This window comes from Rhizobium sp. NXC14, assembly GCF_002117485.1.
Classification (GTDB): domain Bacteria; phylum Pseudomonadota; class Alphaproteobacteria; order Rhizobiales; family Rhizobiaceae; genus Rhizobium.
In genome coordinates, this window is record NZ_CP021030.1 from 4,132,300 (window position 1) to 4,151,062 (window position 18,763).

Annotated in this window: 20 protein-coding genes; 9 read left to right on the forward strand and 11 right to left on the reverse strand. The window is 61.5% G+C overall.

Annotation, left to right across the window (positions count from 1 at the left end):
• Positions 1–11: 11 nt before the first annotated feature.
• A complete protein-coding gene (locus tag NXC14_RS20185) occupies positions 12–791 on the reverse strand; it encodes a DUF3108 domain-containing protein (protein ID WP_085779645.1) in 780 nt (259 codons plus the stop codon).
• Between the two features lie 239 nt (positions 792–1,030).
• Here NXC14_RS20185 and rpmB point away from each other — a divergent pair, with 239 nt between their 5' ends.
• Together rpmB and NXC14_RS20195 are read left to right on the forward strand one after the other, a co-directional pair.
• A complete protein-coding gene (rpmB, locus tag NXC14_RS20190; protein WP_008527777.1) occupies positions 1,031–1,327 on the forward strand; it encodes a 50S ribosomal protein L28 in 297 nt (98 codons plus the stop codon).
• A 109-nt stretch (positions 1,328–1,436) separates the two neighbouring features.
• The gene (locus tag NXC14_RS20195; protein WP_085779646.1) at positions 1,437–2,072 is read left to right on the forward strand and encodes a VUT family protein; all 636 of its coding nucleotides are present in this window, start codon (positions 1,437–1,439) and stop codon (positions 2,070–2,072) included.
• 6 nt (positions 2,073–2,078) lie between these two features.
• On the opposite strand, the gene NXC14_RS20200 is transcribed toward NXC14_RS20195, so the two are convergent.
• The 5 genes from NXC14_RS20200 to NXC14_RS20220 all read right to left on the reverse strand — a co-directional run bounded on the left by NXC14_RS20200 (position 2,079) and on the right by NXC14_RS20220 (position 7,584).
• Positions 2,079–2,645 carry an adenylate kinase gene (locus NXC14_RS20200; protein WP_085779647.1) on the reverse strand — a complete coding sequence of 189 codons (567 nt, stop codon included), beginning with the start codon at positions 2,643–2,645 and terminating at the stop codon, positions 2,079–2,081.
• Between the two features lie 58 nt (positions 2,646–2,703).
• A complete protein-coding gene (locus NXC14_RS20205; RefSeq protein ID WP_085779648.1) occupies positions 2,704–3,729 on the reverse strand; it encodes an esterase-like activity of phytase family protein in 1,026 nt (341 codons plus the stop codon).
• A complete protein-coding gene (gene cobT, locus NXC14_RS20210) occupies positions 3,726–5,651 on the reverse strand; it encodes a cobaltochelatase subunit CobT (RefSeq protein WP_085779649.1) in 1,926 nt (641 codons plus the stop codon). Before cobT ends, NXC14_RS20205 begins: the two co-directional genes overlap by 4 nt.
• A gap of 13 nt (positions 5,652–5,664) precedes the next feature.
• On the reverse strand, positions 5,665–6,657 hold the full coding sequence (gene cobS, locus NXC14_RS20215) for a cobaltochelatase subunit CobS (RefSeq protein ID WP_064805316.1): 993 nt from the start codon (positions 6,655–6,657) through the stop codon (positions 5,665–5,667).
• A 309-nt stretch (positions 6,658–6,966) separates the two neighbouring features.
• Positions 6,967–7,584, reverse strand: coding sequence for a J domain-containing protein (locus NXC14_RS20220; RefSeq protein ID WP_085779650.1), 618 nt, complete (start codon positions 7,582–7,584; stop codon positions 6,967–6,969).
• Between the two features lie 102 nt (positions 7,585–7,686).
• Between NXC14_RS20220 and NXC14_RS20225 the strand changes: the two genes are divergently transcribed.
• Positions 7,687–7,971: a BolA family transcriptional regulator gene (locus NXC14_RS20225; RefSeq protein ID WP_176536407.1), complete on the forward strand. Its 285-nt coding sequence runs from the start codon at positions 7,687–7,689 to the stop codon at positions 7,969–7,971.
• A 47-nt stretch (positions 7,972–8,018) separates the two neighbouring features.
• Here NXC14_RS20225 and NXC14_RS20230 read toward each other — a convergent pair whose 3' ends face one another.
• From NXC14_RS20230 to NXC14_RS20240, 3 genes are read right to left on the reverse strand one after another with little or no spacing between them, the layout of a single operon-like run.
• The gene (locus tag NXC14_RS20230; RefSeq protein ID WP_085779651.1) at positions 8,019–9,332 is read right to left on the reverse strand and encodes an HlyC/CorC family transporter; all 1,314 of its coding nucleotides are present in this window, start codon (positions 9,330–9,332) and stop codon (positions 8,019–8,021) included.
• Positions 9,329–10,459, reverse strand: a complete 1,131-nt coding sequence (gene aroB, locus NXC14_RS20235; RefSeq protein WP_085779652.1) for a 3-dehydroquinate synthase — start codon at positions 10,457–10,459, stop codon at positions 9,329–9,331. The genes NXC14_RS20230 and aroB overlap by 4 nt, the downstream gene beginning before the upstream one ends.
• Entirely contained in the window at positions 10,456–11,043 is a 588-nt protein-coding gene (locus NXC14_RS20240) for a shikimate kinase (protein WP_085779653.1), read from the reverse strand. The genes aroB and NXC14_RS20240 overlap by 4 nt, the downstream gene beginning before the upstream one ends.
• Before the next feature lie 148 nt (positions 11,044–11,191).
• On the opposite strand from NXC14_RS20240, the gene NXC14_RS32515 reads away from it, so the two are divergent.
• The 5 genes from NXC14_RS32515 to NXC14_RS20260 all read left to right on the forward strand — a co-directional run bounded on the left by NXC14_RS32515 (position 11,192) and on the right by NXC14_RS20260 (position 15,002).
• Complete coding sequence (locus NXC14_RS32515; protein ID WP_157131434.1) at positions 11,192–11,368, forward strand: hypothetical protein; 177 nt, start codon at positions 11,192–11,194, stop codon at positions 11,366–11,368.
• A gap of 5 nt (positions 11,369–11,373) precedes the next feature.
• Entirely contained in the window at positions 11,374–12,327 is a 954-nt protein-coding gene (xerD, locus tag NXC14_RS20245; RefSeq protein ID WP_085779654.1) for a site-specific tyrosine recombinase XerD, read from the forward strand.
• A 62-nt stretch (positions 12,328–12,389) separates the two neighbouring features.
• A complete protein-coding gene (locus NXC14_RS20250; protein WP_085779655.1) occupies positions 12,390–13,343 on the forward strand; it encodes an acetyl-CoA carboxylase carboxyltransferase subunit alpha in 954 nt (317 codons plus the stop codon).
• 196 nt (positions 13,344–13,539) lie between these two features.
• Positions 13,540–14,772: a murein L,D-transpeptidase family protein gene (locus NXC14_RS20255; RefSeq protein ID WP_085779656.1), complete on the forward strand. Its 1,233-nt coding sequence runs from the start codon at positions 13,540–13,542 to the stop codon at positions 14,770–14,772.
• A 5-nt stretch (positions 14,773–14,777) separates the two neighbouring features.
• Complete coding sequence (locus tag NXC14_RS20260) at positions 14,778–15,002, forward strand: sulfurtransferase TusA family protein (RefSeq protein WP_085779657.1); 225 nt, start codon at positions 14,778–14,780, stop codon at positions 15,000–15,002.
• Positions 15,003–15,064: 62 nt separating this feature from the next.
• On the opposite strand, the gene NXC14_RS20265 is transcribed toward NXC14_RS20260, so the two are convergent.
• A complete protein-coding gene (locus NXC14_RS20265; RefSeq protein ID WP_085779658.1) occupies positions 15,065–16,234 on the reverse strand; it encodes a GTP-binding protein in 1,170 nt (389 codons plus the stop codon).
• A 30-nt stretch (positions 16,235–16,264) separates the two neighbouring features.
• Positions 16,265–17,398 (reverse strand): D-alanyl-D-alanine carboxypeptidase family protein, encoded by a 1,134-nt coding sequence (locus NXC14_RS20270; RefSeq protein ID WP_085779659.1) that lies wholly within the window; start codon positions 17,396–17,398, stop codon positions 16,265–16,267.
• 157 nt (positions 17,399–17,555) lie between these two features.
• Here NXC14_RS20270 and NXC14_RS20275 point away from each other — a divergent pair, with 157 nt between their 5' ends.
• Complete coding sequence (locus NXC14_RS20275; protein WP_085780215.1) at positions 17,556–18,719, forward strand: M20 aminoacylase family protein; 1,164 nt, start codon at positions 17,556–17,558, stop codon at positions 18,717–18,719.
• The last annotated feature ends 44 nt before the right edge of the window (positions 18,720–18,763 follow it).

The window sequence follows — 18,763 nt, forward strand, 5'->3', positions numbered from 1 at the left end:
CGAAAGCTCCGTCAGCTGACACTGCCATATTTGACGGCAGTGATCGTCACCATTCCATATTCTGTGGGAATGCGCACATAGACCGGAGCATATACATTGGCCGCCTCCGACTTGGCAAACCAGATTTCCATGCGGTCGCTCTTGCTGAGATAGTCGATGTCCTTGCGGCCTTTTTTGTAGCCGGAGCGCGGCACGAAGCGCACGCCGCAGACGACCGCCTTGCCCTTGAAGCCGTCGGTCGAAAAATCCTCGTCGCCTTTCGGCGAAAGCACCAGGTCCATGCGGGTCTCGCCGTCGAAGATCGGCAGCGTCTGCGCGCAGACCTTGGTATCCCCGGTGAAAACAAGGCCGGAGATCGGATCGAGCACCGAACGCATGTCGCCCGGCGTGACGTCGATCCAGTTCTTCGGCCGTTTCGGCGGCGGCGTCGTCGTCGCCGAGATGATGTTGCCGTTGCGGTAGCTGACCTCGTAGACGCGGGCCTTCTTGCCGCTCTTGTAATAGAGCGAATATTTCAGCGCCTGCAGCCTGTCGTTCCGGACGACGCCGGTGACGCTGGTCTTTGCCGAGATCGTCTTGACGAGATCGGCAAGCCCGGCGGATTTGATATCGCCCGCAATCTTGTAAGAGTGATCGTCCTCGATCTGCGTCAGAAACGCCGCGCGCGCGATCGGCAGGCCGGCAAGCGTCACCCGATAGACGGTCTGATGCTGGATTTCGGCCGCCGATGCCGGTATGGCAAAGAGTGCGGCGATGGCCGAAATGAAAATGCGTCTGCCCGAATGAGCCATGAGTGAAGCCTTGTCTTGCCGCGCGCCGGCAGTCCTGCCGAGCGCTCTATACTCCTGCCGTGAACAGAAGAAAACAGCAGCTTTTTGACAGAATTGCGGGAAAGGCCAAGGTTTGGCTTGACGCGCGCAGCCTCTCTGACTATAGAACCGCAACTTTCCAATCAGCCTGTTGGATTGCGAGCCCGGTTTTGCCGGGGATGGCAATTCGATGGCCCGAGAAAAACAAGAATAGGTGTTCAATGTCCCGCGTGTGCGAATTGACCGGCAAGGCCGTCCTGACTGGTAACAATGTCAGCCATGCCAACAACAAGACCAAGCGCCGGTTCCTGCCGAACCTGTGCCAGGTAACGCTGATCTCCGACGCTCTCAACCAGCGTTACCGTCTTCGCGTTTCGGCTGCGGCTCTTCGCTCCGTCGAACATCGTGGCGGCCTCGATGCCTTCTTGATCAAGGCAAGCGAAAACGAACTGTCGATGCGCGCGCGCCTGCTGCGCCGTCAGATCGTCAAGAAGACCGCCGAAGCCGCTGCTGCGTAAGCTTCTGACCTTCTTTTATACGGCTTCAAAAGGCTTGAACGGATGATGCCGGACAAGCCTTTTGCTTTGCCTGGGCACTCCAACTGGTGGCATCACCCAGGATAAAAAAATGCTGAAGACCCGCTATACCCTTGCCTATATCGCACTGATGACGCTTGTCGTCGTCGCCTCCAACTTCCTCGTCCAGTTTCCACTGAACGCCGAAGTCGCGGGTATCAACTTGGCCGACATCCTGACCTGGGGCGCCTTCTCCTATCCGATCGCCTTCCTGATCACCGATCTGACCAATCGTCAGTTCGGCCCGCAGGCAGCCCGGAAGGTCGTTTTTGCCGGCTTCGTCGTCGGCGTGACGCTGTCGTTCTTCACGTCAGTGCCACGCATCGCCATCGCCTCCGGCTCGGCCTATCTCGCCGGTCAGTTGCTCGACATCGCCGTTTTCAACCGCCTTCGCCGCCAAGCCTGGTGGCGCGCGCCGCTTTTGGGCTCGCTGATCGGCTCGGCGCTCGGCACGGTGATGTTCTTCTCATTGTCCTTTGCCGCGTTTTTCGTCTTCCTCGGCCCGAACGAGCCCTTTGCGCTCGAAGCAGCTCCTGTCCTCGGCGTCTTTGCCATAGAGGCGCCGCGCTGGATTTCCTGGGCGATCGGCGATTTCGCCGTCAAGATGATCGTCGGCCTCGTGATGCTGCTGCCTTACGGCGCGCTGATGAACGTGCTGCGGCCGATGCAGCCCGCACGCGTCAGCTAAAGCCTTTCAACGGCGCTGCCGGACCGCGCCGGCGGCGATTGCGGGATGCAGCAGAACCTCTGCAGCCAGGTCATCGATCTCTCGTGACGAATCAAGCCGCAGGACCGGGGCCGTCTGCGTTTCCAGCCATTGCTCACGCGCTGCAAGACTGCGGCGTTCCGGACCGGCAGTGTCGTAACTTGCCGCCCATTCCATGAATTCCCCGCTTTTGATTTCCATGTCAACGCCAGGCCCGATCCTGTCTCCGTAGCGGGCAATCTCCCGCGCGCGAATCCGCGCCATCCGCAGCTCCGGCTCGACCCTGAGAAACACGATCAGATCATAGAACGGCTCGATCTGCCTCGCCCATTTCAGCGCCGATCCGGAGAGGACCCAGCCGTCATGCCGTGCCGCTTCTGCAAGCAGCAGCCGAATGCGTTCGTCGGCGTCACGCGGCGTCGTGAATGGCGGGTCGGTCGGCAGCCAGAAGAAATCGTCAGTATCGAGATGGGCGATATCGAGCCGTACGGCAAGCGTATGACCGAGCGAAGTCGTGCCGGAACCGGATGCACCCATGATATGAATATGCACCATGATTGTCCCTCCGAAAGCTGCTCTCGACGCGACAATGGCATAGCCGGGACATGTGACGTCAATCTGACGCCGCGCTGAGCATGCGGCTATCGGAGAGCCGGAATTCCAGCATCAGATTGCGCTGCAGGATCGAATGGTTGTCGTCCGACACCATGATGATATGGGTCGTGCCGTCGGCGGCCTGAAACACGTCAAGCCCTTCCATATTGTCGATCTGCGAGTTGAAATTGCCTTCGAGCAGCAACTCGCCATCAACGACGGCCTGCGGCCGGATATCGGCGGCTTTGATGCGCCGAAGCCGCATGCCGATACCTTCGGCCATGTTGAAGCGCCGCTCCAGGAGCAGCAGGTCGCCGTCCGGCAGGAAAGCACCGTCGGTTACGTCGAAGCTGCCATCGCGTTTGATCGAGAACAGCCCTTTCAGCGGGCCGCTGAGAATAGCCGCCATCCGATTGCCCTCGCTGTCGAGACCGCGCTCGGAGACGATGACCACGCCGCTCTTCAACGGACTGGAGGCGGGTGCCACTGCTATGGTTTCGATACCGCGATTGTCGCTCAGCATCTTGCGCGGGATGAGGATCGGCAGGGTAGCGGTCGCGCGCGATGCGGCAAAGCCGGGATCGGGATAAACGTCGACGCGATGATTTTGCTCGAATGAGACGAATATCCGATCGCCATCGAGCGCCACGCCCTCGGCATCCATATAGCCCTTGCCCTCGAGGCTGCGGCCGGCGCGGTTCTTCATCGGGGTGATCTCGACCTGAGAAAGGCCTGAAAGCCTGCCCCTCGCATCGCGCTCGATGCTGCCGGTCAGCCACTGGCCGGTATCGAGCACGACGATGAAGTGTTTCTGGTCCTGACGGAAACGGATGGAGGAAAGCGAGCCGAACAACGCTCGGCTGGAAACCATCTCCAGCCCGCCAAGGAATTCCAGCGAGCCGAACGTCGTCTCCGACGATCCGATCCTGTAATCGGTAATTTGCCGGCTAATTATGGGTATTTCGTCGCCGGCCATCGCCGCGGAAGCTCCCCCTGCCAGGCAGAGCGAGATCGATGCCGCGCGGCACAGGCGCTTGACCATCATTCGATATGTTTCCTTCCCGCGTCAGCCGGCACGGCGTACCGGCCGCCGCGAGGCTGGGCGGATTGATCTTCGAAGAGCGAGGCGAGCTGTTCGGTCATCGCGCCTGCAAGCTCGTCCGCATCGACGATCGTCACGGCGCGGCGATAGTAGCGCGTTACATCGTGACCGATGCCGATTGCCAGCAGTTCGACGGGCGAGCGCGTCTCGATCTGCTCGATGACGGCGCGCAGATGCCGCTCGAGATAATTGCCCGGATTGACGGACAGCGTCGAATCGTCGACCGGCGCGCCGTCCGAGATCATCATCAGAATGCGGCGCTGTTCACGGCGGGCGAGCAGGCGGTTATGCGCCCAGATCAGCGCCTCGCCGTCGATGTTTTCCTTGAGCAGGCCTTCGCGCATCATCAGCCCGAGATTGGCGCGTGCCCGCCGCCACGGCGCGTCGGCCGATTTGTAGACAATGTGGCGAAGGTCGTTGAGACGACCCGGCGTCTGCGGTTTGCCGCCGGCAAGCCAGGTTTCACGCGCCTGCCCGCCCTTCCAGGCTTTCGTGGTGAAGCCGAGAATCTCGACCTTAACGCCGCAGCGCTCCAGCGTGCGGGCGAGAATGTCGGCGCAGGTGGCGGCTACCGTGATCGGCCTGCCGCGCATGGAGCCGGAATTGTCGATGAGGAGGGTGACGACCGTATCGCGGAACTGCGTGTCCCGCTCCATCTTGAAGGAGAGCGGCTGCATCGGGTCGATGATGATGCGCTGTAGCCGCGCCGTATCAAGATAGCCCTCCTCCAGATCGAAATCCCAGGAGCGGTTCTGCTGTGCCATGAGGCGGCGCTGCAGCCGGTTGGCCAAGCGCCCGACCGCGCCCTGCAGATGCGCCAGTTGCTTGTCGAGAAAGGCGCGCAGGCGCTCCAGCTCGGCGGCGTCGCAGAGTTCCTCAGCGGTGATGATCTCGTCGAACTCTTCGGTATAGACGTGATAATCGACCTTTTCGTTGAAATCGGCAAACGGCGTATTCGGGCGGCGGGTCTCGCCAGGCGTTTCCGAATCGTCCTCGCCCTCTTCCATCATGTCGTCGTCGGAGATTTCGGCGCCTTCAGTCTCGCCGTCCTCCATCTGCTCGTCGGAAACCTCGCTGTCCTCGACCGGGGCGGCATCGGTGCCGGCATCCTCGTCGACCTCGTCCTGGTCCTGCTCCTCGCCGCTCGGCTGGTCTTCCTGCTCCGACTGATCGTCATTGTCAGCTTCGCTGTCGTCGTCGCCATACTCCTCGGCCATTTCCATCGCCGACAGCATGTTGCGGACGACCTTGGCGAAGGCCTGCTGGTCGTTTATCGCACCCGACAGGTTACCGAGTTCAGCCCCCGCCTTGTCTTCGATGAAACCGCGCCAGAGATCGAGCACCTTGCCGGCGGAGGCAGGCGGACGCTGGCCGGTCAGCTTCTCGCGCACCATCATGGCGACGGCTTCGCCGATCGGCGCGTCTTCCTGGCGCTCGATGCCGGTGAAATTCGCCTTGGCATATTTCTCTTCCGTCATGGAACGCAGGTTCGCCGCCACGCCCTCCATGCGCAGCGTCCCGATCGATTCGACACGCGCCTGCTCGACCGCATCGAAGATCGCTCGGGCGTCGGAGCCCTGCGGCGCCATCGTCGTATGCATCTTCTCGTCATGGCAGGCGAGGCGCAATGCCATGGAATCGCCTAGCCCGCGGGTGACCGCCAGCTCATGCGCCGTCGGCCGCTTGGAAAGCTCCGGCAGCCGGATGCGCTCGCCGGTCATACCAGGCCGTTCGTTGGCGAAGGTCACCTCGACATCGCCGTCGCCGGCGATCGAGCGGACGCAGCCGGATATCGCCCGGCGCAACGGCTCGACGTCGACGGGCGCACTGGGCTTTGCTTTCGAATTGTCACCGCGAGCTGCCATGATCGGTCGGGCCTCAGGCTCCGAGGACGATGTTGGCAGCACTTTCCTTCAGCTCCACGCCGAAGGCGCGCTGATAGTGCTCGGCGACCAGCGGGCGCTCCAGCTCGTCGCACTTGTTGAGGAAGGTGACGCGGAAGGCAAAGGCGAGATCGCCGAAGATTTCGGCATTCTCGGCCCAGGTGATGACCGTGCGCGGGCTCATGACGGTCGAAAGATCGCCGTTCATGAAGGCGGCGCGCGTCAGATCGGCAACGCGGACCATCTTCGAGACGATCTCGCGCCCTTCCCTGTCCTTGCCGAAGCTCTTCACCTTGGCGGCGACGATATTCACTTCGTGATCATGCGGCAGGTAGTTCAGCGTCGTGACGATCGACCAGCGGTCCATCTGCGCTTGGTTGATCTGCTGCGTGCCGTGATAAAGGCCGGTGGTGTCGCCGAGGCCGATCGTATTGGCGGTCGCAAACAGGCGGAAAGCCGGATGCGGCCGGATGACGCGGCTCTGGTCGAGCAGTGTCAGGCGGCCTGACGATTCCAGGACGCGCTGAATGACGAACATCACGTCGGGACGGCCGGCATCATATTCGTCGAAGACGAGCGCGACATTGTGCTGATAGGCCCAAGGCAGGATGCCGTCCTTGAACTCGGTAACCTGCAGCCCGTCCTTGACGACGATCGCGTCTTTGCCGACGAGATCGATACGGCTGACATGGCTGTCGAGGTTGATGCGCACGCAGGGCCAGTTGATGCGCGCCGCCACCTGCTCGATATGCGAGGATTTGCCCGTGCCGTGATAGCCGGAGATCATCACGCGGCGGTTATGCGCGAAGCCTGCGAGAATGGCGAGCGTCGTCTCGCGGTCGAACAGGTAGTCGGGATCGAGATCCGGCACATAGGCGTCACCCTTGCTGTAGGCGGGAACGCGGATGTCGGAATCGATGCCGAAGGTCTCGCGGACCGAAACGGTAGTATCGGGCAGTTCTGAAATATCGAGGTCGATCTTGCTCATCATGTCTCCAAGGCGGGTGAAGCCACCCGGCCAAACTGTCTCAGGCCATGTCGCAACCGTGACGCCGCGATTTTATTCCGCGCCCGTCCAGGTCGGAACGTCGGCGATACTTCTCCGGGACTGAGACGAAACCTCGGCGGGATGATGACCGCGTGCGAGCATTCTTGAAAGAGTCCCGGACAAGAAACGCCGCGTCCGGAAGGTCGGCCGAGGCGATGTCGGGAAAACACGCAGATAGGAGCCGCGTTTGCCTGCGGCCTCAGCCGATTTGGACCATACCCGATTGAAGCCCAAGAGCAAGGACGGGAATTAACAAAAACCGTTCTGCTTCAACAATTGATACGCCTGGATGACGGCGCGGAAACGCTCTTCCGAGCCGCGGTCGCCGCCATTGGCATCCGGATGGTGCTTCTTGACCAGCTCCTTGTAGCGGCTCTTGATCTCCGCCGAGGTCGCGTTAGCGTGGAGACCCATTGTGTCGAAGGCTTTGCTTTCGAGCGATTTCAGCTTGCGCGCCTGGGGAAAGCGCGGCCCGCTGCCCTTGCCGCCTTCCTTGACGAAGCCGAAGGGATCGCGAACGCGCGAGTAGGCGCCGGAGCGCACCTCGGAATGCAGCGGGCTGTCCTTGGCCGACTTATTGACGCCGACGGTCCATGTCGGTCGATGGCCGGTGATCGCCTCTTTCTGGTAGCGCGCGATCTCGCCGTCCGAAAGTCCGGAGAAATAATTATAGCCCTTATTGTATTCCTTGACGTGCTCGAAGCAGAACAAAAAGAACTGGCCTTCCGCATTGCGCCCCACCGGAGCGCGATGCGCACCTTTCTTATCGCAGCCGTCCCATTGACAGGTAGGCGGCGCCTGCTCTGTCTCCTGCTCGCGTTTGCGGCGTGTGCGGATGCGATCGAAGTATTTTGAATCAAGTCTCATGGCGGCGCTAATTATGGGGCTGTCGCGAGGCGACAACAAGAATTGACAAATGGGAATGTTGCTGGCTTGGTGGGAACCCTTTTCGCGAAGCAGCAAGACCGGATGATGACCCTGCGGACCCGCATCGAAGAAAAACTTATCGAAGCCTTCGCGCCCGAACGCTTGAGCGTCATCGACGAAAGCCATCTGCATGCCGGCCACCAGCCTGACATCACGGGCACCGGCGAAACCCATATGCGGGTGAGGATCGTTTCGACTAAATTTGCCGGCCTCTCCCGCCTGGCGCGCCACCGGGCGATCACCGATCTGTTGAAACCGGAGCTCGATGCCGGCCTGCACGCGCTGGCCGTCGAACCGGCGGCACCTGGTGAACCCACCCGCTGGTAGAGGCACAGCAGCCTATATGGGTATAGGGCGCAGGCAATCCAACCGGATCACACCGGTTTCGTATCGTCTTCCTGCGCGGGGCGGATGCGCAGCTTGGTGATGCGGTTCTTCTCCCGCTTCATCACGACGAAACGTTTGCCGTAGAAGGTGAAAGCCTGACGCTCTTCCGGGATGGTCATTGATTCATGGATGACGAGGCCGGCGATCGTCGTCGCCTCCTCGTCGGGCAGGTTCCAGTCGAGCGCGCGGTTGAGATCGCGGATCGGCACGCTGCCATCGACGACGACAGAGCCGTCCGCTTCCTGACGCACGCCCTGCATCTCGATATCGTGCTCGTCGGAAATGTCGCCCACGATTTCCTCGAGAATATCCTCCAGCGTGACGATGCCCTGCACCTCACCATATTCGTCGACGACGACGGCGAAATGCTGCTTGCGGCGCAGAAAAGCGTTGAGCTGGTCCTCAAGATTGGTGCTGTCGGGCACGAACCACGGCTTCTGCGCGATCTTCACGATATCGAGATTCTGCGGCTCCATGTTCGGCTCGGCCAGTGCCCGCAGAAGGTCCTTGGCGTGGACGACGCCGATGATGTTGTCGATCGTGGCGCGCCACAACGGCATGCGCGTATAGGGACTTTCAAGAATGGCGCGCACCACCGCTTCCGGCGGATCGTCGGCATTAATCGCCCGCATCTTGGTGCGGTGGACCATGATGTCTGATAGCTCCAGCTGGCTGAGGTCGAGCACGCCGCCGAGGCGATCACGGTCGGCCTTCACCACCGATCCCTCGCGGTGCAGCAGATCGACGGCGCCGCGCAGCTCCTCATGCGCCGTCAGCATCGAAACTTCCCGCGAAAGATTGATGCCGAACAGCGCCAGGATCTGTCGCACAACCGCATTGACGAAGGAGGACACCGGGCCGACGATGGCCACGAACAATCTGGTGGGAAATGCGACGGCGAGCGCGAAGCGTTCCGGCGCCGAGATCGCCCAGCTCTTCGGCAGCACCTCCGCGAAGATGACGAGGATGATGGTCATGGCGAGCGTCGCCACCGCCACACCCGAACTGCCGAACAGCCCGAGAAAAAGGCTGGTGGCGATCGAGGAAGAGAGGATGTTGGCAAGATTGTTGCCGATCAGCAGCGTACCGATCAGCCGGTCGCGCCGTTCGATCAACTGCCTGACGAGGCCGGCGCGTTCATCGCCGTTGACCTCAAGCGTATGAATGCGGCTGCGCGAAACGGCGGTGAGCGCCGTCTCGGTGCCGGAGAAGAAGGCGGACGTCAGCACGAGCGCCGTGATCGAAAAGATCTCCGGCCAGTATGTCGCAAGAAACGCCAAAGCGCCTTCGATCGTCGTCAAGGATGTTTTTCCCGGAGAAAACTGAGCACTTCGGATGCCGGAACATCGTCGGCGACGAAGGACTGACCGATGCCGCGCGTCAGGATGAAGGTGAGCTTGCCGCTCTTGACCTTTTTGTCCTGCGCGATCGCATCCATCAGCGATTCAGCCGGCGGCAGCTCGCCCATGATATCCGCCATGCGGGTCGGCAGGCCGACTTCCTTCAGATGCCGCTCGACGCGCTGCGCATCGTCTGGGCTCGCAAGGTTCATTCGTGCGGAAAATTCATGCGCCAGCACCATGCCGATCGACACGCCCTCACCGTGCACCAGCCGCCGGCTGTCATAAGCGGTCGCCGCTTCCAGCGCATGCCCGAACGTATGGCCGAGATTGAGCAGCGCCCGCTGGCCGGTTTCCCGCTCGTCGGCAACGACGACATCGGCTTTCGCCTGGCAGCTGGCAGCGATGGCCTCGATGCGGGCCGAGCCGCCCGTAAACACCGACTTCCAGTTCGCTTCCAGCCAGGCAAAGAAATCCGGCTTGTCGATCAGCCCATACTTTGCGACCTCGGCGTAGCCTGCGCGGAATTCCCGCCCGCTCAGCGTATTCAGCACATCCGTATCGGCCAGGACCAGGTCCGGCTGATGGAAGACACCGATCAGGTTCTTGCCGTGGCGGGAATTGATGCCGGTCTTGCCGCCGACGGAGGAATCGACCTGCGCCAGCAGCGAAGTCGGCACCTGCACGAAGCGCACGCCGCGGCGGACGATGCCGGCGGCAAAACCCGAGAGGTCACCGATGACGCCGCCGCCGAGCGCGATCACGCAGTCGTTGCGCTCGACCCTGGCTTCAAGCACCTTGTCGCAGACATCAATGAGATGTTCGAAGCTCTTCGTCTTTTCGCCGGGCGGCAGCACGACCTCGGCCGAGACGATACCTGCCGCATTGAGGCTCGCAACGACGGCCTCGAGATAGAGCGGAGCGACGTTTTCGTCGGTGATGATGGCCGCCTTGCGGCCTTTGAGACGCGAGGCGATCTCGGCGCCGGCCCGCGCAATCAGCCCTGGCCCGATCAGGATGTCATAGGCGCGCTCGCCGAGCGGCACATGCACCGTCTGGACTGATGAGGTGGAGCTTATCGCATTCATGACGCTGCACTTTCTTTCTGTTCGACCACAGCCTTCAGCACCTCGTCCGCCATGATTTCCTTGCGCACATCACGCGAGAGTATGGTGAGGTCTGCCTGCGCATAGATTGGGTAACGCGCCTTCATCAGATTTTCGAGGGTCTGCTTGGGATTTTCGGTCTTGAGCAGCGGCCGCGTGTCACGCTTGTTGACCCGCTCCCAAAGCACGTCGAGATCAGCCTTCAGCCAGATCGAAAGCCCGCCCTTTTTTATATGCCTGCGGGTGCGGTCATTGATGAAGGCGCCGCCGCCGGTGGAGACGACGCGCGGTCCGCTCTTCAGGAGCCGCTTCATCACTCGCGTTTCCAGCGCCCGGAACTCTTCCTCGCCATAGGCTGCGAAAAGTTCGGCAATGGTCATGCGCGACACCCGCTCGATCTCATGATCGCTGTCGATGAAGGGAATGCCGAGTTGGCTGGCGACGATGCGCCCGACAGAGGATTTCCCGGCGCCCATCAGGCCGACGAGGATCAGATTGCGTGAACCGAGCGCAGCGCGAGCTCTGTCTTTCAGGCTGTCAGCAACGGTCAGCAGTGGTTCACTCATCGGTCCATTCACACTTTGTTTGCAAACCGTATCGACAAATGCAGGTAGAGCGTCAAGTCGCGGACAAGGGAATCATGGCTCGAATGGCGCTTCTTGCACTTGCGAATACGCTTCTTATAACAGAAGCACAGCATGAAGGAGTTGCCGGATGCCGACCCTGTTCCGTTTCCTGTTCTTCTGCGCGATCCTCGCCGGGACGGTTTACGGAGCGATGTTGGCGCTCGTGACCTTCGTCGAGCCCGAGCCGCGCGACGTGACGATTCGTCTTCCCTCCGAGCGGGTCAACCCGCCGGCGACGGGCACAATCAACACGACCGGTAAGTGAGTGAGATGATGGATCTAAGCCGCGTCCACGTGGAATCCTTTCTGGAAATGATGAGCGCCGAACGTGGCGCTGCCGCCAACACCCTGCAATCCTACCAGCGCGACCTCGACGATGTCAGCGCTTTCCTGAACGGCCGCAGCATAAGGTTGACCGAAGCCGGTTCCGCCGACCTGGCCGCCTATCTCGCCTCGCTCGCCCGCCAGGGCTTCAAGCCCTCCTCGCAAGCACGCCGGCTCGCCGCCATGCGGCAATTCTACAAGTTCCTCTATGCCGAGGGCCTGCGGACCGACGACCCCACAGGCGTTCTCGATGCGCCGAAGAAGGGACGTCCGCTGCCGAAGACAATGGGGGTTGAAGAGGTCGGCAGGCTGCTGTCGCAAGCGCAGGCCGAGGCCGACGACCCGGCCCCGGGCCAGTTGCAGCGCCTGCGCATGCTGGCGCTGCTGGAACTGCTCTATGCCACCGGCATGCGCGTCAGCGAACTCGTCTCGCTACCGGCCCGCGTACTTGACCAGGAGGGCCGTTTCCTGATGATCCGCGGCAAGGGCAACAAGGAGCGGCTGGTGCCGCTGTCGCACTCGGCGATCGCGGCACTGAAATCGTATGGGCGCCTGCTGGCGACCGAGACCGCCGCGGCGAAGGAGCCGCAGGAAAGCCCTTGGCTCTTTCCTGCCGCCTCCAAGGAGGGATACCTGCCGCGCCAGGTTTTCGCCCGCGACCTCAAGAACCTGGCGATCCGCGCCGGCCTGACGCCGTCGCTGATCTCGCCGCACGTCATGCGCCACGCCTTTGCCAGCCACCTGCTTGCCAACGGCGCCGATCTGCGCGTCGTGCAGGAACTCCTCGGCCATTCCGACATTTCGACCACACAGATCTATACGCATGTCCTCGAAGAGCGGCTGCAGCAGCTCGTCCAGATGCATCACCCCCTTGCCAAACAGGCGAAAAAGCACGAATAGGACCGGCGACAAGGGGCGGAGCCAGGAAAACGCCCCGGGCACAAGGAACGGAAACGCACCTCATGCACAATTATCTCGACTTCGAAAAGCCGATCTCCGACCTCGAAGGCAAGATCATCGAGCTGAAGAAGCTCGCAATGGAAGACGAGAGCATCGACACCACCGATGAGATCGGCAGGCTGGAGGTTCGCGTCCGCGAAGCGATCGTCGAAATCTATTCCAAGCTCAATGCCTGGCAGAAGACGCAGGTGGCCCGCCATCCGCAGCGCCCGCATTTCGTCGATTACGCCAAGACGCTGTTTCAGGAATTCACCCCGCTCGCCGGCGACCGCAAGTTTTCCGAGGATGCCGCGATCCAGGCGGGCCTTGCCCGCTTCCGCGGCCAGCCGGTCGCCGTCATCGGCCAGGAAAAGGGCAACGACACCAAGACTCGCCTGAAGCATAATTTCGGCAGCCCCCGGCCGGAAGGCTACCGCAAGGCGATCCGCATCCTTGAAATGGCTGACCGTTTCGGCCTGCCTGTCATTTCGCTGGTGGATACGGCCGGCGCCTATCCCGGCGTCGGCGCCGAGGAGCGCGGCCAGGCCGAGGCGATTGCCCGCTCGACGGAAATGTGTCTCGGCGTCAAGGTTCCCCTCGTTTCCGTCGTCATCGGCGAGGGCGGCTCGGGCGGCGCGATCGCGATTGCCACCGGCAACAGGGTCTACATGCTCGAGCATTCGATCTACAGCGTCATCTCCCCGGAAGGGGCAGCCTCCATCCTCTGGCGCGATTCGACCCGCGCCCGGGAAGCGGCGACCAACATGAAGATCACCGCCGAAGACCTGAAATCGCTCGGCGTCATCGACGGCATCATTTCCGAGCCGCTCGGCGGCGCCCATCGGGATCCCGATAGCGTGATCGCCGCAACCGGCGACGTGATCGCCAATGCGCTCGGCGAAATGGCCTCGCGTTCCGGCGAACAGCTGCGCAATGAGCGGCGTCAGAAATTCCTCAATATGGGCCGCAACCTCTAAGACAAGTTGCGCTTTTCCGCGATTGGGGCCAAATCTTGGCCACATTGATATTATCTGTAACATTCGCGCTTGCGGGGATGTTCGAGGCACGTCATAGGCTGGTAAGGTTTTATAAAGTATAAGCCGCCTATGATTCCTTCCAATGCCCGAACTCCATAGGCGGACCGGGTCGCACTATCTTTATGGGCTAGTTTGGATGCGCATACGTCATTTTGCCTATGTTTCCGTCATGGCGCTGGCTCTCGCCGGCTGCAACGATACGTTGGAAGTGGCACAGGTCGATCTTTCCAAGGTCAAGAACAAGGTCGAACAGCCGCTCCCTCCCCATATCCTGAACGCCATGGCCGCAAAAGGCATGGACCGCAATTCGCCCATCATGATCCGCATCTTCAAGGAAGAAGGTGCAATGGAGATCTGGAAAGCGAAGACCGACAACCGTTTTGACAAGATCGCCGATTACAAGATCTGCGCCTGGTCCGGCCGCCTCGGTCCGAAGGTCAAGACCGGCGACCGGCAGGCGCCGGAAGGCTTCTACGAGCTGACCCGCGCCAACCTGAACCCGAATTCCAAATATTATCTGGCGATCAACACCGGCTTCCCGAACCGCTACGACGCAGTGAACGGCCGCACCGGTTCCGATCTGATGATCCACGGCGCCTGCTCGTCATCCGGCTGCTATTCGATGACCGACCAGCAGGTGCTGGAGATCTATGCCTTCGCCCGTGACGCCTTCAAGGGCGGCCAGTCGACCGTGCAACTGCAGGCCTTCCCGTTCCGCATGACGGCGGAAAACATGGTCAAGCATCGCCTCGACCCGAACTATGACTTCTGGAAGATGCTGAAGGTCGGCTACGACAATTTCGAAGTGACGAAGCGCCCGCCCGAGGTGAACGTCTGCGAGAAGAAATACGTCTTCAACCAGCAGGCAACCGATGGCGGCGCCTTCAACGCCGCCGGCAAATGCCCTGCCATGTCGACGCCGCCGGCGCTGACGGCAGCCCTTGCCTCCTACGGCAAGACCTATGACGCCGACTATGCCAAGGCGATGAGCAAATATGATGGCATGGCCTGGTACGACCCGTCCGAAGCCGAGCGCAAGGCCGTGGTCGCCAAGCTGCGCAAGGGCCGCGAACTCGCTTTCGCGCCGACAGGCACCTCGCTGGAAGCCGGCCGCATGGTCAAGGTCGCCGAACTCGAAGACCTGATGGCCAAGCGCACGACGCAGAGCCTCACCGCCAACTCCGCGGCCGGCGCCACACCCGCAACGCCGGCCCAGCCGCAGGCAACGACCGTCGCCGCCGCAACGCCTGCGGTCGTGCCGGTGCCGATGCAGAATCCGCTCGCTTATGCCGCGCCAGCGCCCGAACCGCAGGAGACGGCAGAAGCCGCGGCAAAGAAGCCGTTCTGGAAATTCTGGGCGCGGAACTGAACGGCTTGAACCCCGTTCGCTACGATCTTCGCGGCCTGAAATGCCCACTCCCCGTGATGAAGACGCGCCGGAAGCTTGCCGCCATGACAAGCGGCACGCTCGTCCTCGTCGATACCAGCGATCCGATGGCAGTGATCGATATGCCGCATTTCTGCAATGAGGACGGTCACGAACTGGTCGCGACGGAAAAGACCGAAGACGGCCACCGCTTCCTAATCCGCAAGCGGTAAAACATGTCACTTGACGTAGCAGCCTGAAAAATCGGACTCGATAAGAACGACGCGGCGCGCCTTTAGATGCGCAAACCCGGAATGGCGAGTGGATTGTCGGACAGCGCCTGACGATCCGGTGTGTCGATCCGCGGCTTGCCGAGGAAGGCGTCGAAAAGATCCTTCACGAAAGCTTCGGGCAGATCCTTGGTGATCAGCACCATGCGCGTGCGCCGGTCTTGCGGATCGGGCCACGCCGGCAGCCGCACCGGCGGGTGAAAGATGCTCTGGACGCCGTGCAGCACCAGCGGCCGTTCCGGTCGGTCGGAGACGGATACGATCGCTTTCATCCGCAACAGCTTTTCGCCATGGGCCGAGCGCAGGAGATCGACGAACATTTCGAGCGCCATCGGATCGATCGGCTTTTCTTCGACGATGGAGAAAGACCGGATCGAAGCATCGTGACGATTGACGTCGTGCGGATCCTGCTGCGCATGATCATGATGGTGGTGGCCGTGGCCATCACGATGATGGTGATGGCCATCGTGATCGTGGTCATGATCATGATGATGCGCCTCATGCGCATCCTCGTCCTGCAGCCAGCGCCCGACATCGGCGATCTTCGTTGCCGGGTCGTAGAGACCGTTCACCAGGAGCGCGGCGCTGCCGGCCTCGGCGACGTCGGCATCCATCATCGCCGCGCGCGGATTGAGCGCCCGCAGGCGCTGTTCCAGCTCCGCCGTTGCGCCGGCCATCGACCTCTTCGAGACAATCAGCCGGTCTGCAACCGCAGCCTGCCTGCGCGCTTCTTCGTGATTGTCGAGCGTCTGCAGCCCATTGACCGCATCGACGACCGTCACGACGCCGTCGAGTTCGAAGTTTGTGGCGATGACTGGATTGCCCATGATTGCCTGCATGACGGGCGCGGGATCGGCAAGACCGGTCGTTTCGATGACGACGCGCTTTACCGGCTTGACTCGGCCCGTCTGCACGGCGTCCATCAGGTTCGCCAACGTATCCACAAGCTCGCCGCGCACCGCGCAGCAGAGGCAGCCGTCGGACAATTCGATGATCGAATCGCCGGAACTTTCGACCAGCAGATGATCGATGCCGACATCGCCGAATTCATTGATGATGACAGCCGCATCCTTCATGTCAGGATCTTTGAGGATGCGGTTCAGCAGCGTCGATTTGCCGGCACCGAGAAAGCCGGTCAGTATGGTGACCGGAATCCTGTCGTTAAACGCGCTCATATCTGCCTTACCTTAGAAGCCCATCTTGTCTTAAAACGCGGTCGGGCGCGGCAGCGGCACCGGCACGTTGGCGATGCCGCCAGCCGTATCGCCGGTCGCCACCTTTTCCGGCTGCTGAGACGGCTGCGGGTCCTGCCCCGGAATGAGGCCGGCGAAGACGAATTGCGGGTCGTGGTCCATTTCCAAAATGTAGGGCGAGTGCACCTTCATGCGGCCGACCTCGTCTCGCGTTTCGCTGCGTATCTTGGCGCCCTTGGCGCTGCATATATCGGCTGTAATGTCGGTCACCTGGTCTTGTCCGGGCCCGTAGGGCTTTAGCGAACCCAGCGTCTCATTGCCGGGAAACTGCGTCGTAAAGCCCTTCTGCAACAGATTCGCCGTCGCATCGGCACGCGCCGCGAGACTGTCCGTGCCGAGCACGACGGAAACAAGCGTACGGCCGTTGCGCGTCGCCGAACCGATCTGGTTGAAGCCCGAGGCGCAGATGAAGCCGGTCTTCATGCCGTCGGCGCCGGCGAAGCGGCCGATCAGCATATTGAGGTTCGGCACGTTCTGCTGGCCGGTGGTGAAGCCCTCGAGCGCGAAATAGCTGGCATATTGCGGAAACTCGCGACGCAGCGCCACCGTCAGCACCGCCAGGTCGCGCGCCGTCGTATATTGCCCCTTGCCCGGCAGGCCGTTCGGATTGACGAAATGCGAATCCGTCATGCCGAGCTTCAGCGCCTCGCCGTTCATCCGGGTCACGAAACCTTCCTGCGTACCGCCGACGGCTTCTGCGACCGCGACCGCAATATCGTTGGCCGATTTCACCATCAGGATCTTCAAGGCACTGTCGAGCGTCAGCTTCTGGCCCGGCTTGAAATACATCTTGGCGGCCGGCTGCGCGGCGGCGCGCTTGCTCATGACGATGGGCGTATCGAGGCTGATCTGGCCGGCGCGGATCGCATCGAAGACGGTATAGACGGTCATCAGCTTGGTGAGTGAGGCCGGATACCACTTTCGGAAGGCTTCTTCGTGTTCGAGAACGCGGCCTGTCTGCACGTCGACGAGAATATGGGGATTGGCCTGGACGAGCGAAACGGAAGCGACAAAAGCGGCAGTCGCCGCAACCATGAAACGAAACGGCCGCATGGCGGCAAACAAACGGAAGTGGCTCGTCGACACGGTTCGTCCTTCAGAGGTCCGGAAAATCTCGCAACCTTCATCTATCTAGCCTATATGGCTATGACATGGCAAAGGTCATTGACGAAGTAATTGCACGGGCCTCACGCCCATTTGAAGCGACGAACGATTGTCGGAATTTGATAACAGGAACGCCAAGATGCCGATTTTGAACAGAGCCGCCGAATTGCAGGACGAAGTCGCCGAATGGCGCCGCCATATCCATGCCCGGCCCGAGCTTCTTTTCGCGGTGGAAAACACGGCCGCTTTCGTCACTGAGAAACTCAAGGATTTCGGGGTTGACGAGATCGTCACCGGCATCGGCCGCACCGGCGTCGTCGGACTAATCAAGGGCAAGGGCGAAGGCCGCCGCACGATCGGCCTGCGCGCCGACATGGATGCCCTGCCGCTGACTGAAATCACCGGTAAGCCCTGGGCTTCGAAGACGCCGGGCAAGATGCATGCCTGCGGACATGACGGCCATACCGCCATGCTGCTCGGCGCCGCGAAATATCTCGCCGAAACCCGCAATTTCAATGGTAATGTCGCCGTCATCTTCCAGCCCGCCGAAGAAGGCGGCGGCGGCGGCAATCTGATGGTCAAGGATGGCATGATGGAGCGCTTCGGGATCGAAGAAGTCTACGGCATGCACAACCTGCCGGGCCTGCCTGTGGGACAGTTTGCGATCCGCAAGGGCGCCATCATGGCGGCAACCGACGAATTCACCGTCACCATCAAGGGCCGCGGCGGCCACGCCGCCCAGCCGCACCGGACGATCGACCCGATCGCCATCGCCGCCCAGATCGTCGGCAATCTGCAGATGATCGCCTCGCGCACCGCCGACCCGATCCGCTCGGTCGTCGTTTCGGTGACCAAGTTCAATGCCGGTTTCGCCCATAACGTCATCCCGAACGATGCGACCTTCGCCGGCACCGTTCGCACCCTCGACCCTGAGATGCGCACACTTGCCGAGACGCGCTTTCGGCAGATCATCGAGGGCCTGGTCGCGGCTCATGGGGCCGAGGCCGAAATCAGCTTCAACCGCAACTATCCCGTCACCGTCAATCATCCCGACGAGACCGACCACGCGGTCGCCACTGCGAGCGCCATTGCCGGCGAAGCAAACGTCAATGCCGAAATCGATCCGATGATGGGCGGCGAGGACTTCTCCTATATGCTGAACGCCCGTCCCGGCGCCTTCATCTTCATCGGCAACGGCGACAGCGCTGGCCTCCACAACCCGGCCTACGACTTCAACGACGAAGCCATCGCCCACGGCATCTCCTACTGGGTGCGCCTTGCCGAACAACGCCTGGGTCTCTGATAAGAATTAAGGCTTGGCTTCGCGCCAAGCCTTTTGTATGCATG